Below are 12,754 nucleotides of genomic sequence, written 5' to 3' on the forward strand. Positions count from 1 at the left end.
TCGGTTCTCCTCGGTCGCTAGATGCCGTACAGGGTTCGCCGCCAGATCGTCGACAGCGTGGTGATGGCCTGCTCGTCGCCGACGACGAGTCCCAGGCCGGAGGGGCGCAGCGAGACCACCGTGAAGTTCTCGAAGAGCAGCGCGATCGCGGCGCCGATCAGCTCGGGATCGGCGTCGGGTGCGTACCCCTGCTCCTGGGCACGGCGCACCGACGCCGCCACCATGTCGATGCCGAAGCGCCGGAATTCGTTCTGCACGTCGGCGAAGCGCGGCCGGGTGTCGGCGAGCTGGTTGACCGCCACCATGATGCCGATGTGCTGGGTGAAGACGTTCCAGTAACCGGTGACCACCTGGGTGAAGAAGTCGGTGTCCGCGGGGGACTCGGGTAGGTGCACGGTCAGGCCGGAGGGCATCACGACGTCGTGCAGGAACGACGTCGCCAGGGCGTAGAGCAGGTCCTCCTTGTCGGTGTAGTACCGGTAGAAGGCGGCCGTGGAACGGCCGGCGGCGGTGGTGATGTCGGCCAGCGTGGTGCCGTGAAAACCGCGCTCCGCGAACAACGTTCGCGCAGCCTGCTCGAGAGCGTCACGGGTCTGGCGGCCCTTGGCGGTGAGGACGTCCTGGGGCACGGGACGGGCTCAGCCGAGGATGCGGTCGCCGGCGCGCAGCAGCGCGCTGGGCAGGTCGTGGCCGACGGCGTCGCGGGCGACGGCGGCGGCGTGGATGGCGGCCGTGAGGTCGACGCCGGTGTCGATGCCGCTGTCGCGCAGCAGGTACACCAGATCCTCGGTGGCGATGTTGCCGCTGGCGCCGGGGGCGAAGGGACAGCCGCCGAGGCCGCCCACGGAGGCGTCCAGGCGAGTGACCCCGGCCGTCACGGCGGCCCAGGCGCTGGCCAGTCCGGCGCCGCGGGTGTCGTGGAAGTGGGCGCCGACCGGCACGTCGCCGAGCACGGGGCGCAGCACGTCGAGCAGCGTCGTCACCCGACGCGGCGTGGTGGTGCCGATCGTGTCGGCGACGGCGACCCGGTCGGTGCCGAGTTCGACGGCCGCCGTGACGACGTCGCGGACCCGCGCCGGATCGGTGGGCCCGTCGAAGGGGCAGTCCCAGGCGGTCGCGACGATCACCTCGATGGTGGCGCCGCCGTCGTGCGCGATCCGGGTGATGTCGGCGATCAGGTCCGTCGACTCGGCGGTGCCGCGTCCGACGTTCGCGCGGCTGTGCCCGTCTGCGGCGGACACCACGTACTCCAGCGACGTCATGCCGGCGGCCACCGCCCGGGCGGCGCCGCCCGGGCCCGCCACCAGCGCGGAGAACTCGACGTCGCCGTGCTGCTGCCGCAACCGGGGCAGTTCGGCGGCGAGCGCGGCGGCGTCGGCGAGGGCCGGCACCTTCGACGGCGAGACGAAGGCCGTCACCTCGACCTCGCGGACACCCGTCGCGAGGACCGCCTCGAGCAGAGCGAGCTTGGCCGCCAACGGGATCGGCCGCTCGATCTGCAGGCCGTCGCGCAGGCACACCTCGCGGATGGTGACGCTCCCGATCACAGCACCCCCTCGTGGCGCAGCTGGTCGATGTCCTCGGCGGAGCAGCCCAGCAGACCGCGGTAGACCTCGTCGTTGTGCTGGCCGGGCACGGCCGATCCGGAGCACCGGATGGTGCCGGGCGTGTCGGAGAGCACCGGGATCACGCCGGGTCCCTTGACGGCACGCCCGATGCGTTCGTCCCAGTGGTCGGCGATCATGCCGCGAGACAGCAGCTGCGGGTCGGTGACGACCTCGGCGACGGTGTTGATGGGTCCGCTGATGACACCGGCGGCCGAGAGCGTGGCGATGACGTCGTCGGGTTGGCGGGCGGCGGCCCAGGCGCCGATGATCTCGTCCAGCTCGTCCTGATTGCGGCCACGACTGACGTGATCGGCGAAGCGCTCGTCGGTGGCGAGTTCGGGCCGCCCCATGGCGGCGCACAGCCGCCGGAACACGGTGTCTTGGTTGGCGGCGATGACCACCCAGCTGCCGTCGGCGCTGCGGTAGATGTTGGACGGCGCGATGCCCTCCAGCCGGGTGCCCGACGGCCCCCGCACCACGCCGCCGACGTCGTAGTCGGGGATCGTCGACTCCTGCACCGCCAGGCAGGCCTCGGTGAGCGCGGCGTCGACCACCTGGCCCTCGCCGGTGACGCTGCGGCGGTACAGCGCGGCCAGCGCGCCCTGGGCGGCGAACATGCCCGCCAGGCTGTCGCCGAGCGACAGCGCCAGGCGCGGCGGCGGACCGCCGGGGAAGCCGTTCATGTGCCGCAGGCCGCTGGCCGCCTCGGCGACCGACGCGTAGCCGGCCTTGTGCGCCTCGGGCCCGGTCTGGCCGTACCCGGACACCCGGACCAGGACGATGCCGAGGTTGCGGGCACGGAGCACGTCGTAGCCGAGGTCCCACTTCTCCAGCGTGCCGGGGCGGAAGTTCTCGACGATCACGTCGGAGCGCTCGACGAGGTCGAGGAACAGGTCGCGTCCGCGGGGCGCGCGCAGGTTCAGCGTCACGGCCTTCTTGTTGCGCGCATGCACGGTCCAGAAGAAGTGATGCCCGTCGCGTTCGGCCTGGCCCCAGGTGCGCAGCGGGTCCGGGGCACCCGGCGGTTCGATCTTGATGACCTCCGCGCCCATGTCGCCGAGCAGCCGTCCCGCGAAGGGGCCGGAGATCAACGTCCCGACTTCCAGGACCCGGATGCCGTCGAGCGGTCCGGTGACCGTCACGGCGCCGAATCCCGGGTCGCTTCGCTCCTGCTCTCCGCTGCGAATCCGTGCCGCTGCAGCCAGTCGGTACAGATGCCGACCGCGGCCGCCAGCGTCTCGCGCTGGTCCGGTCCGGCGTAGTAGTGGTTGGCGCCCGGGATCTCGTGCATCTCCTTGTCGGGGTGGCCGATCGCCTCGAACAGCCGGCGGGTGTGGCTGGGCGTGCAGGCGTCGTCGGCCAGGTTGCCGATGACCAGCGTCGGCACCGCGACGTCGGGACCGCACGCCACGGCGTCGCCGTGGGCGTCGTCGTAGCTCCACTGGGACAGCCAGCTCCGCAGCGTGCAGAACCGGGCCAGGCCGACGGGCGAATCGTTCACCACCCGAGGATCACCCAGATAACAGGTTCCCGGGGTCCGTTCGTTGGGATCGACGGTCGGGTCCAGCCAGCGCGGGTCCGCCATGGTGCCGTGCACGACGAAGGCGAACTCATCATCGGGTCGGCCCGCCGCCGCGAGTTCGGCCAGTTTCGCCTTGACCCACTTGGTGATTCGCCGGTTGCGGTCGATCTGCGCCTGCCGGTACCGCTCGAGGAACTCACTCGTGTACGGCGGCTGGTTCGGGTTGGCCGGGTCGTAGAGGTTCAGTTCGGGATCGCGACGGCCGGGGTCGGATTCGTCGAGGATCGAGGCGTCCAGCCACTCGGTCAGCGTGCCGTGCCGGCTGACGTGGGCGGCGAGCAGCATGACGGCGTCGGCCGGGACCAGCCCCAGTGCCGTCAGGTCGGGCCCGTCGCCGGACGGGCTCGACGTCACGGTGGGGTGCTGCGCCTGTTGCTGATAGAACACCGACAGCGAGCCGCCACCGCTCCAGCCGGCGAGCACCACCTTCTCGTACCCGAGGCGGTGCTTCGCGTCCTTGATGCACTCGCCGAGGTCTTCGACGACCTTCTCCATGAGCAGCGCGCTGTCGGTGCCGCGGAACCGGCTGTTGCAGTAGATGACGTGGTGCCCGGCGCGGGCGAGGGCGTTGATCATCGGCAGGTAGGCGCCACCGCCGATCGGGTGCATGAAGATCAGTACGGTATTCGATGCTGCGGCAGGCCGCAGCAGGTAGCTCTCCAGCACGACGAGTTCCGCGACACCGCCGTAGACGTCCCGCACGCGCGAGGTGTTCTGGTAGGCGACCAGGTAGGGGATCCGCTCGTAGTGGTGCTTCACGGCGCTCACTCAGTGCTGCCCGAGGTCGCTTGCGAGGACCTCCGCCGACGGCACCAGCCGGCGCCGGGTGTCGATGGCGATTACCGACCAGTCCACCCGGTCGAACTCGTCGAACGTCCGGCGTGCGCGTTCGCGGGCCTTCTCCGGGGCGCCGTGGTGCACGCCCTGCGGTGCGTGCGAGATGAGGCCCGGCGGCATGGGGATGCCGTACAGCGCCCCGCTGTGGAAGAACGCGATCTCGTCGTAGTCGACGTTGCGGTGGTACCAGGGCGTGCGCTCGGTGCCGGGGACGCCCTCGGCGGGCTTGGGCAGGAAGTTCATCACGGCCACGCCGGTCGCCTGCATGAACAGGTGCACGGTGGGCGGCAGGTGCACGCTGTCGGAGGTGACCACGTTGTAGTCGGCGATGTTGAAGGTGAAGGCGAAGTTGTCGCCCCGCCAGCCCTCGACGTCCAGCGGGTGGTGGGGGTAGTACAGCGTCGTCGGGCCGCCATCGTGGACGAGCCGGACCTCGTACTCCCCGTCCTCGGTTCGCGGCCCGTCGTCGAGCGCCGCGGGTTCGGGGATCACGGCCTGCGACGGGTCGAAGGGAAAGTGCCTGCCGAGCGCGCCCGGTGGCGGCACGCGGAACTCCGCGGTGGCCTGCACCATCAGCCAGACCTCGTCGCCGGCGTCGGGGACGTGGCGCCACGTGCAGGCCTTGGGGACGTAGACCCAGTCGCCCTCGCGGTAGCGCAGCGGGCCGAACTCGGTCTCCAGGAGCCCGGATCCGCGGTGCACGAAGCTCAGCAGGTCGCCGTCGACGTGGCGCACGAAGTAGGGCATCGCCTCGGCGCGGCGGGACAGCAGCACCTGGCAGTCGGCGTTCGAGAACATCAGCAGCGGGCCGCCCCGGGGGTCGCTGGCGTCGTCCGGCTCCAGTGCCGAGGACAGCACGTCCACGGGGCGCAGTGGGCCGACGCTGCGGAAGGCCGTCGGGTCGTGGCGCCGGTACATGTTGGCGGTCCGGCCGGTGAAGCCGTCCCGGCCGAGTTCGTCGTCCTTGAGGCCGTCGAGGTCGGCGTGCAGTCGCCGGGGCGTCACGCCCTTGCGCAGGTGGACGAAGGACTCCATGGCTGTCTCCCTTGACCGAACTGAAAGTGACGTTAGTTTCACTTCTGGATGGCTGTCAACGGTCCGACCGCGGGGGACGCGGTCAGACCATCGAGGTGCGCGGGATCTTCAGCCCGAGGGCCAGGGCGCCGGCCAGTTCGCGGCTGGTGTCGTAGTCGAACACCACGTGACCGGACAGCACGTCGACGTCGCGCTTGTATCGCTGCAGGGGACTGTCGAGGAAGTGCACGCTGGCGCCGGCCGCCTCGAGCAGCATGGCGATCACCGCCCGCGACTCGCGCACGACGTGCGCCGCGGCGAGCCGCGCCTCACCGCGCACCGGGCGCGGCACGGCCTCTCCCGCGGTGACGAGCGCCTCGATCCCGGCGACGGTGGCGTCCACCAGGCCGTGCAGTGCCCGTAGGCGCACCCCTGCCTCGGCCAGCCGGGCCTGGGCGAGCGGTTTCTCCTGCTGCGTCGTGCCCTCATAGGGCAGCACGCGCTGCCCGAGCCGCTCGGCGAACAGGTCGCGGACCCGTTCGGCGCTGCCGAGGGCGGGCATGGCGGCGAGCAGCGCCAGGGCGGGCACCAGCGGCCAGCGGTAGGTGGGGGAGTCGTGCAGGCCGGCGCCGGGCGTGGTGCCGGCGTAGACGTCGGCGACGCGCGCCAGACGGTGCTCCGGGACGAAGGCATCGGTGATGACGGCGTCCTGGGAGCCGGTGGCCCGCATGCCGTTGGTGTGCCACACGTCGACGACCGCGACGTCCGCTGCCGGGAGCAGGGCGAGGGCGGGGTAGATGCCGTCGTCGGGACCGCACAGCGCGCCGACCATGATCCAGTTGCCGTGTACGGCGCCGGTTGCCCAGGACCACCGGCCGGTGAGGCGCACGCCGCCGTCGGCGGGCAGACCGCGTCCGGTGGGCGCGAACGGCGCGGGTGCCAGGAACGGCCGCGTGCCGAAGGCCTCCTCCTGGGCCCGCTCGCCGAACAGGGCGACGATCCAGTTGTGCAGGGCGTAGAAGCCGAGCGTCCAGGCGCTCGAGGTGCAGCCGTGCGCCATTCGCCGCACCGGGTCGAGGAGTTCTCCGAAGGCCGCCTGGGCGCCGCCGAAGCGCTTCGGCACCAGCAGGTCGGACAGCCCGCTGCGGGCATAGTCCGCGACCGTCTCGTCGGGGAGGTGACGCAGGTCCTCGGCGTGCCGGGCCCGCCCGGCCAGCCGCGCGACGAAGCCCTCGTCGATGACGTCGCTCATGGCGTGGAACGTACCATACCTTTTGGTATGGAAGCTGTGTCAGCGGGTGAGGAGCAGGTCGAGGAAGCGGTCGGCACGCACCGCGTCCGTGCCGTCCGGCACCGCCTCGGAGAGATGGAGGAAGCCGATGCCCGCCGCGAAGGTCGCATTGGCCCGCACGTCGGCGTCCACATCGTCGAAGCCGTAGTCGAGGAACGCCTGGCGCACGGCTCGGAGCACGCGGCGGTCGGAGGCGCGCACGCTGGCCGCCACGGTCGCGTCGGACCGGGCCCACTCGCGCATCGCCCGTTCGAGCGTCCAGTGCCGGGGACTGACCAGAGACGCCATCATCCGCGCCAGCCGCTCGCGCGGGTCGATCCCGGCCGTCTCGTCGAAGACACGCCGGTCGGCGTCGCGCAGTTCTCCCCAGGATTCGATCAGTGCGGCGCGATAGGTCGAGATGTCCGCGAAGTGCCAGTAGAAGCTGCCCTTGGTGACGCCCAACCGGCTGCACAACCGGTCGATCGTCAGCGCCTTGAGCCCCTGTTCGGCCAGGATGGCAAAGCCTTCCTGCACCCAGTCGTCCACGCCGAGCCGTCGCGTCCGGGCGTCGGCGGCGGTGCGCCGCGAGCTCGCCATGTGCGGTAGCCTACGGACGGCCACGGCACCTGTTCTGACGTCGACGTCACCAGCGCCGACTTTCTCGGGGCGCTGGCACCGTGTTTTACTTCCTTGGCGACAACTGAATGCTTACGGTCCGCTCGAAAGCCTCCTGGGCTACGTCGGGTGGGCGCGGCGCGGGGCGGACATGCGTCCTCGCGTAGCAAGCGCGGTCAACCGGCCGCAGGGTGCACGGGTTACGTCGTAACCGGAACTGAATGGGAAATTTATTCGATGTTCGTTGACAGAATTGGCGGCCGTTGGGCGCGCCGGTTGTTGGTGTCGGCCATGGCGGTGCTCGCACTGCCGGGTCTGGTCGGCCTGACTGGCGGAAGCGCGACCGCTGGGGCGTTCTCGCGTCCCGGTCTGCCGGTCGAGTATCTGATGGTGCCGTCGCCCAGCATGGGTCGCGACATCAAGGTCCAGTTCCAGAGCGGCGGCGCCAACGCGCCGGCGATCTACATGCTCGACGGTCTGCGCGCGCAGGACGACTTCAACGGCTGGGACATCAACACCCAGGCGTTCGAGTGGTACCTCGACTCGGGCCTCTCGATGGTCATGCCGGTCGGCGGCCAGTCCAGCTTCTACGCCAACTGGTACAAGCCCGCGTGCGGCAAGAGCGGTTGCCTCACCTACAACTGGGAGACCTTCCTGACCCAGGAACTCCCCGCCTACCTCGCCTCCGAGAAGGGCGTGAAGTCCACCGGTGGCGCTGCGGTCGGCCTGTCGATGGCCGGTTCCGCCGCGCTGACCCTGGCGGCGCACCACCCGGCGCAGTTCCCCTACGCCAGCTCGATGTCCGGCTTCCTGAACCCCTCCGAGGGTTGGTGGCCCTTCCTGATCAACATCTCGATGGGTGACGCCGGTGGCTACAAGGCCAACGACATGTGGGGCCCCGCCGAGACCGATCCGGCCTGGAAGTACAACGATCCGATGGTGCAGCTGCCGACCCTGGTCGCCAACAACACCCGCATCTGGATCTACTGCGGCAACGGCCAGCCCAACGAGCTGGGCGGCGGCGACCTGCCGGCCAAGTTCCTCGAGGGCCTGACCATCCGCACCAACCGGACGTTCCAGGACAACTACATCGCCGCCGGCGGCAAGAACGGGGTGTTCAACTTCCCCGACGCCGGTACCCACGCCTGGGCGTACTGGGGTCAGCAGCTTCAGGCCATGAAGCCGGACCTGCAGCGCGTCCTGATCGGAGCCTGACGGTAGCGGGCCGGCGGGCGGCCTAGAAGCCGCCCGCCACCCGTACCACCGCCCGGCCCGAATAACGGCCAGCACGCACCTCGTCGATCACGGACACCACGTCCGTCGCATCGACGAGGTGCGTGACGTTTTGGAGGCGTCGAGGCCGCAGCTCGTCGCCGAGCCTGGCCCACAGCGCCCGGCGCGCGTCGATCGGCAGCAGCACCGAATCGATGCCCAGCAGTGCCACGCCACGCAGGATGAACGGCATCACCGTCGTGTCGAGCTTGGGGCCACCCGTCAGGCCGCTGGCGGCCACCGCACCCCCGTACGCGAGCGTGCTGAGCACGTCGGCCAACGTCGCACCGCCCACGCAGTCCACCGCCCCCGCCCAGCGGGTCTTGCCCAGCGGCCGCGGCTTCGCCTCCGGATCCTCCGGCAGCCGGCCGATCACGTCGGCGGCGCCCAGCTCGCGGAGGTGGTCGGCGGCGTCGGCCTTGCCGGTCGATGCCACCACCCGGTATCCCGCGGTGGCGAGCAGGTCCACCGACACCGATCCCACCCCGCCCGTGGCGCCCGTGACGACGACGTCGCCGTCGTCCGGGGTGATGCCACGGTCGATGAGGGCCTGGACGCTCAGCGCCGCCGTGAAGCCCGCGGTGCCGATCGCCATGGCGTCCTGGGCGCTCAGCGACCCGAGCGGCACCACCTGTTCGGCGGGCAACCGCGCGTACTCGGCGTAGCCGCCGTGCTTGCCGGTGCCGATGTCGTAGCCGTGAGCCAGCACCCCGTCGCCCACCGCGAAGTCCGGTGAATCCGACGCGACCACCTCACCGGCCAGGTCGATGCCCGGGACGATGGGGTAGTCGCGGACGACGCCGCCCTTGGGCGTCACCGCGAGCGCGTCCTTGTAGTTGACGCTGCTGTGCGTCACCCGGATGGTGACGTCGCCGGCCGGGAGGTCCGCCTCGCCGAGCGTCTCGACCGACGTGGTGATCCGATCGCCGTCCTGGCGTGCGACGAGTGCCTTGAAGGAGTCCATGCCCCGACGCTAGCGCGTCGGGGCTCCGCGGGGCCGCTACTTCAGTTCGGCCGACGACAGACCCAGCAGGCGACGTGCGATGACGAGCTGCTGAATCTGCTGGGTGCCCTCGAAGATGTCGAGGATCTTCGAGTCGCGGGCCCACTTCTCCAGCAGCGTCTCCTCGGAATAGCCCAGCGTTCCGGCCAATTCGACGGCCTTGAGCGTGATGTCGCTGGCGACCCGGGCGGCCTTGGCCTTGCCCATCGACGCTTCCTTGGAGTTCGGGATCTTGTTGTCCGACTGCCACGCCGAGCGGACGGTGAGCAGGTAACCCGCCTCCCAGTCGGCCTCCATGCGGAGGAACTCCGCGGCGGGGGCACTCTGCGCGTGCGCGGGCTTGTCGTAGGAGATCTCGACGCCTGCGTCGGTGAGGATCGTGCGCAGCTCCTCCAAGGCGGCGCGCGCGACGCCCACGGCCATGGCCGCCACGATGGGCCGGGTGTTGTCGAAGGTCTGCATGACCCCGGCGAAGCCCTTGTCCGTCTTGATCTCCGGGCTGCCGAGCAGGTTCTCCTTCGGGATCCGGGCGTCGACGAAGCGGATCGCCGCGGTGTCGGAGGCCTTGATGCCGAGCTTGTGCTCCAGACGCTCGACGGTGACGCCGGGGTGCTCGCGCGGCACGATGAACGACTTGATGGCCGCGCGGCCCTGGGACTTGTCGAGCGTCGCCCACACCACGATGTGCGTGGCACGCGAGCCCGCCGTGACATAGATCTTCTCGCCGTTGATGACGTACTCGTCGCCATCGAGGCGGGCCGTGGTGGTGACGGCCGCGGAGTCGGAGCCGAAGCCGGGCTCGGTGATGGCCATCGCGGCCCACACCTTGCCGAGCCGGTCGAGCTGCTCCTTGGTGGCGACGCTGGAGATCGCTGCGTTGCCGAGGCCCTGGTAGGGCACCGACAGCAGCAGGGCGACGTCGCCCCAGCTGATCTCGAGCGCGTTCAGCAGTGCAGACATGTTGGCGCCGTTGACGTTCGACTTCTTGCCGTCATCTTCGCCGGCGGCGAAGGCCTCCGCGCCGGCGAACGAGATGGTCTTCGCCGCCGAGATGCCCTCGAAGAGGGTGGCGAGGGTGTCGAGTTCGACGGGGTAGGCGTGCTCGGCGAGGTCGTACTTGCGCGAGATCGGCCGGATCATCTCCGCGGCGCCCTGATGGCCCTTCTCGATGACGGCCTGCAGCTTCTTGGGCATTTCCAGATTGATGGCCATGACTGTCCGTTTCGGTGAGGTGTGGTGGTCTGGGGTCAGACGATCAGAGAACGACGACGATCAGAGAACGACGACGCCTTCGGCGACGCCGAGGGCACGCAGGTCGCGGTACCAGCGCTCGACCGGATGTTCCTTGGTGTAGCCGTGCCCGCCCAACAGCTGCACGCCGTCCAGGCCGATCTGCATGCCCTTGTCGGTGGCGATCCGCTTGGCCAGTGCGGCTTCACGGGCGAAGGACAGACCCTGCTCGGCGCGTGCGGCGCCGCGCCAGGTCACCAGCCGCAGACCGTCGAGTTCGGTGGCGATGTTGGCGCACATGAACGCCACCGCCTGGCGGTGCGCCACGGGCTCGCCGAACGCCTCGCGCTCCTTGACGTAGGGGATGACGTAGTCGAGCACCGCGTGCGAGGTGCCGACCGCCAGGGCCGCCCAGCCGAGGCGGGCCAGCGCGATCGCCTCGGAGTAGTCCGCGGCGTAGCGGGCGTCGTCCGCGTCGGGCTCGCCGAGGCGGTTGTGCAGCGGCACCGCGACGTCGTCGAGTTCGATGCGGCCCAGTTCGGCGGCGCGGATCCCCATGCTGCGATCCGCCCGCACCGTCAGGCCGTCGGTGGACGACTCGACGATGAACAGCGCCGGCCGGCCGTTCAGCTGCGCGGCGACGACGAAGAGTTCGGCGTCGGCCGCGGCCGGCACCAACGACTTGACGCCGGTGAGCCGGTAGCCGCCGGGGGTGCGGACCGCGGTGGTCTTGAGCGCCGTGGGGTCGAAGAGCGCGTGCGGTTCGGCGATCGCCACGCACGCCTGCGGCACGTTCTCACCGGCGAACTCGGCGAGGTAGGTGGCCTGCTGGTCGGCGCTGCCCCAGTGGGTGAGCGCCGAGGCGACGCCGGCAGGAGCCAGGATCGGCAGGGCCAGGCCCATGTCGCCGTAGGCCAGCGCCTCGGCGACGAGGGCGTTGGTGACGGTGCTGCGCTGCTCGGCGATCCCGTCGAAGTCCTCTGGCACGTGGATGGCCGTGATGCCCAGTTCGGCGGCCTTGCCGACGAGGTCGCGCGGATAGGTCGCGGTGTCGTCGGCGTCGTGGGCGGCGGGGCGCAGGATCTCCTCGGCGAACTCCGCGACGGTCTCGACGATCATCTTCTGGTCGTCGTCGGGGGTGAGGTCGAAGTAGTCGGCGCCGCTCGGCTTGAGCCGGGTGGCCGGCTTGCCGAGCCCCTGCACGCGATTGAACTGCCGGGTCGAGGCGCCGACGGCCGAGAACGCCGTCTTGACGCCATAACGCAGACCACGATTGAGCGGATCACGCAGGTTGTAGCGGTCCAGGAACTCCTGGCCCAGAAGCGGCGTGATCAGCGCCAAGCCGATGTCGGTCGCCGACCGCTTGTGTCGCTGCAGTCCGATGGCGCTCTCGCCGGAGCGTCGCGGGCGTTGGTTCGTGCCGGTGCGGGTGTTGGTCATGTCGCAGCCTCGCGTCGTTGGGGCAGTGCTCGATGACCGTATCTTACTCCAGAGTAAGATCGGCGGTACCTGTTAGGAACTTCACACGGCGTCAACCCAGGCGGCGCAGGACCTCGTCGTGCAGCAATCCGTTGGTGGCCAACGCACTTCCGTCGTGCGGGCCGGGGGCGCCGTCGAGATTGGTGAACCGGCCGCCGGCCTCGCGGACCACCACGTCGATGGCCGCGAGGTCCCACAACTTGACCTCCGGTTCCGCCACGACGTCGACCGCGCCCTCGGCCAGCAGGCAGTAGGACCAGAAGTCGCCGTAGCCGCGGACTCGCCACACCTCGTCGGTCAGGGCGACGAAGCGGTCCCGCCGCCCCTCCCAGCCGACCAGATCGGAATACGACAGGCTCGCCGACTCCACGTCGGCGACCTTCGACACCGCGATCCGGCGGGTCGTGCCGTTGAACGACGCGAAGGCGCCCTCGCCCGTCCCGGCCCACCACCGCCGGGCCAGCGCCGGCGCGCTGACGACGCCGACCGTCGGGACGCCGTCGGTGAGCAGTGCGATGAGCGTGGACCACACGGGTACGCCGCGGACGAAGTTCTTGGTGCCGTCGATGGGGTCGAGCACCCACTGCCGGCCTTCGAACACCGGTGTGCCGCCGAACTCTTCGCCCAGCAGCGCGTCGCCCGGGCGGGCGTCGGCCAGGAGTCCGCGCAGCGTCTCCTCCGCGCCGCGATCGGCGTCGGTCACGGGCGTCAGGTCGGGCTTCGTCTCGACCGCGAGGTCGAGTGCACCGAACCGGTCGAGGGTCAGCGCGTCGGCGGCGTCGGCCAGTCGAAGCGCCAGGGTCACGTCGTCGGAAACGGTGCTCATGGCAAGAGTCCTACCA

Annotated in this window: 12 protein-coding genes; 1 reads left to right on the forward strand and 11 read right to left on the reverse strand. The window is 70.5% G+C overall.

Annotation, left to right across the window (positions count from 1 at the left end):
- Positions 1-17 precede the first annotated feature (17 nt).
- The 7 genes from FZ046_RS14545 to FZ046_RS14575 form a co-directional block, all read right to left on the reverse strand.
- A complete protein-coding gene (locus FZ046_RS14545; RefSeq protein ID WP_070352399.1) occupies positions 18-629 on the reverse strand; it encodes a TetR/AcrR family transcriptional regulator in 612 nt (203 codons plus the stop codon).
- A 9-nt stretch (positions 630-638) separates the two neighbouring features.
- Positions 639-1,547 carry a hydroxymethylglutaryl-CoA lyase gene (locus FZ046_RS14550; protein ID WP_070352398.1) on the reverse strand — a complete coding sequence of 303 codons (909 nt, stop codon included), beginning with the start codon at positions 1,545-1,547 and terminating at the stop codon, positions 639-641.
- Positions 1,544-2,749 carry a CaiB/BaiF CoA transferase family protein gene (locus FZ046_RS14555; protein WP_070352397.1) on the reverse strand — a complete coding sequence of 402 codons (1,206 nt, stop codon included), beginning with the start codon at positions 2,747-2,749 and terminating at the stop codon, positions 1,544-1,546. Before FZ046_RS14555 ends, FZ046_RS14550 begins: the two co-directional genes overlap by 4 nt.
- Positions 2,746-3,957, reverse strand: coding sequence for an alpha/beta fold hydrolase (locus tag FZ046_RS14560; protein ID WP_083298122.1), 1,212 nt, complete (start codon positions 3,955-3,957; stop codon positions 2,746-2,748). Before FZ046_RS14560 ends, FZ046_RS14555 begins: the two co-directional genes overlap by 4 nt.
- Entirely contained in the window at positions 3,958-5,061 is a 1,104-nt protein-coding gene (locus FZ046_RS14565; RefSeq protein ID WP_070352396.1) for a homogentisate 1,2-dioxygenase, read from the reverse strand.
- A gap of 82 nt (positions 5,062-5,143) precedes the next feature.
- Positions 5,144-6,292 carry an acyl-CoA dehydrogenase family protein gene (locus FZ046_RS14570; RefSeq protein WP_070352395.1) on the reverse strand — a complete coding sequence of 383 codons (1,149 nt, stop codon included), beginning with the start codon at positions 6,290-6,292 and terminating at the stop codon, positions 5,144-5,146.
- Between the two features lie 39 nt (positions 6,293-6,331).
- Entirely contained in the window at positions 6,332-6,910 is a 579-nt protein-coding gene (locus FZ046_RS14575; RefSeq protein WP_070352394.1) for a TetR/AcrR family transcriptional regulator, read from the reverse strand.
- Positions 6,911-7,165: 255 nt separating this feature from the next.
- On the opposite strand from FZ046_RS14575, the gene FZ046_RS14580 reads away from it, so the two are divergent.
- Positions 7,166-8,143 (forward strand): esterase family protein, encoded by a 978-nt coding sequence (locus FZ046_RS14580; protein WP_070352393.1) that lies wholly within the window; start codon positions 7,166-7,168, stop codon positions 8,141-8,143.
- A gap of 22 nt (positions 8,144-8,165) precedes the next feature.
- On the opposite strand, the gene FZ046_RS14585 is transcribed toward FZ046_RS14580, so the two are convergent.
- The 4 genes from FZ046_RS14585 to hisN form a co-directional block, all read right to left on the reverse strand.
- On the reverse strand, positions 8,166-9,164 hold the full coding sequence (locus tag FZ046_RS14585) for an oxidoreductase (RefSeq protein WP_070352392.1): 999 nt from the start codon (positions 9,162-9,164) through the stop codon (positions 8,166-8,168).
- 36 nt (positions 9,165-9,200) lie between these two features.
- Positions 9,201-10,415: an acyl-CoA dehydrogenase family protein gene (locus tag FZ046_RS14590; RefSeq protein WP_070352391.1), complete on the reverse strand. Its 1,215-nt coding sequence runs from the start codon at positions 10,413-10,415 to the stop codon at positions 9,201-9,203.
- A 60-nt stretch (positions 10,416-10,475) separates the two neighbouring features.
- The gene (locus FZ046_RS14595) at positions 10,476-11,873 is read right to left on the reverse strand and encodes an acyl-CoA dehydrogenase family protein (protein ID WP_070352390.1); all 1,398 of its coding nucleotides are present in this window, start codon (positions 11,871-11,873) and stop codon (positions 10,476-10,478) included.
- A gap of 91 nt (positions 11,874-11,964) precedes the next feature.
- A complete protein-coding gene (gene hisN, locus FZ046_RS14600; protein WP_070352389.1) occupies positions 11,965-12,738 on the reverse strand; it encodes a histidinol-phosphatase in 774 nt (257 codons plus the stop codon).
- Positions 12,739-12,754 lie beyond the last annotated feature (16 nt).

It is taken from the genome of Mycolicibacterium grossiae (genome assembly GCF_008329645.1).
GTDB lineage: Bacteria > Actinomycetota > Actinomycetes > Mycobacteriales > Mycobacteriaceae > Mycobacterium > Mycobacterium grossiae.

What these genes read in the sequence shown, in the direction of transcription:
- FZ046_RS14565 (WP_070352396.1), bottom strand. Translation starts at nt 5,061, where the DNA reads ATGGAGTCCTTCGTCCACCTGCGCAAGGGCGTGACGCCCCGGCGACTG.
- FZ046_RS14570 (WP_070352395.1), bottom strand. Translation starts at nt 6,292, where the DNA reads ATGAGCGACGTCATCGACGAGGGCTTCGTCGCGCGGCTGGCCGGGCGG.
- FZ046_RS14575 (WP_070352394.1), bottom strand. Translation starts at nt 6,910, where the DNA reads ATGGCGAGCTCGCGGCGCACCGCCGCCGACGCCCGGACGCGACGGCTC.
- FZ046_RS14580 (WP_070352393.1), top strand. Translation starts at nt 7,166, where the DNA reads ATGTTCGTTGACAGAATTGGCGGCCGTTGGGCGCGCCGGTTGTTGGTG.
- FZ046_RS14585 (WP_070352392.1), bottom strand. Translation starts at nt 9,164, where the DNA reads ATGGACTCCTTCAAGGCACTCGTCGCACGCCAGGACGGCGATCGGATC.
- FZ046_RS14590 (WP_070352391.1), bottom strand. Translation starts at nt 10,415, where the DNA reads ATGGCCATCAATCTGGAAATGCCCAAGAAGCTGCAGGCCGTCATCGAG.
- FZ046_RS14595 (WP_070352390.1), bottom strand. Translation starts at nt 11,873, where the DNA reads ATGACCAACACCCGCACCGGCACGAACCAACGCCCGCGACGCTCCGGC.
- hisN (WP_070352389.1), bottom strand. Translation starts at nt 12,738, where the DNA reads ATGAGCACCGTTTCCGACGACGTGACCCTGGCGCTTCGACTGGCCGAC.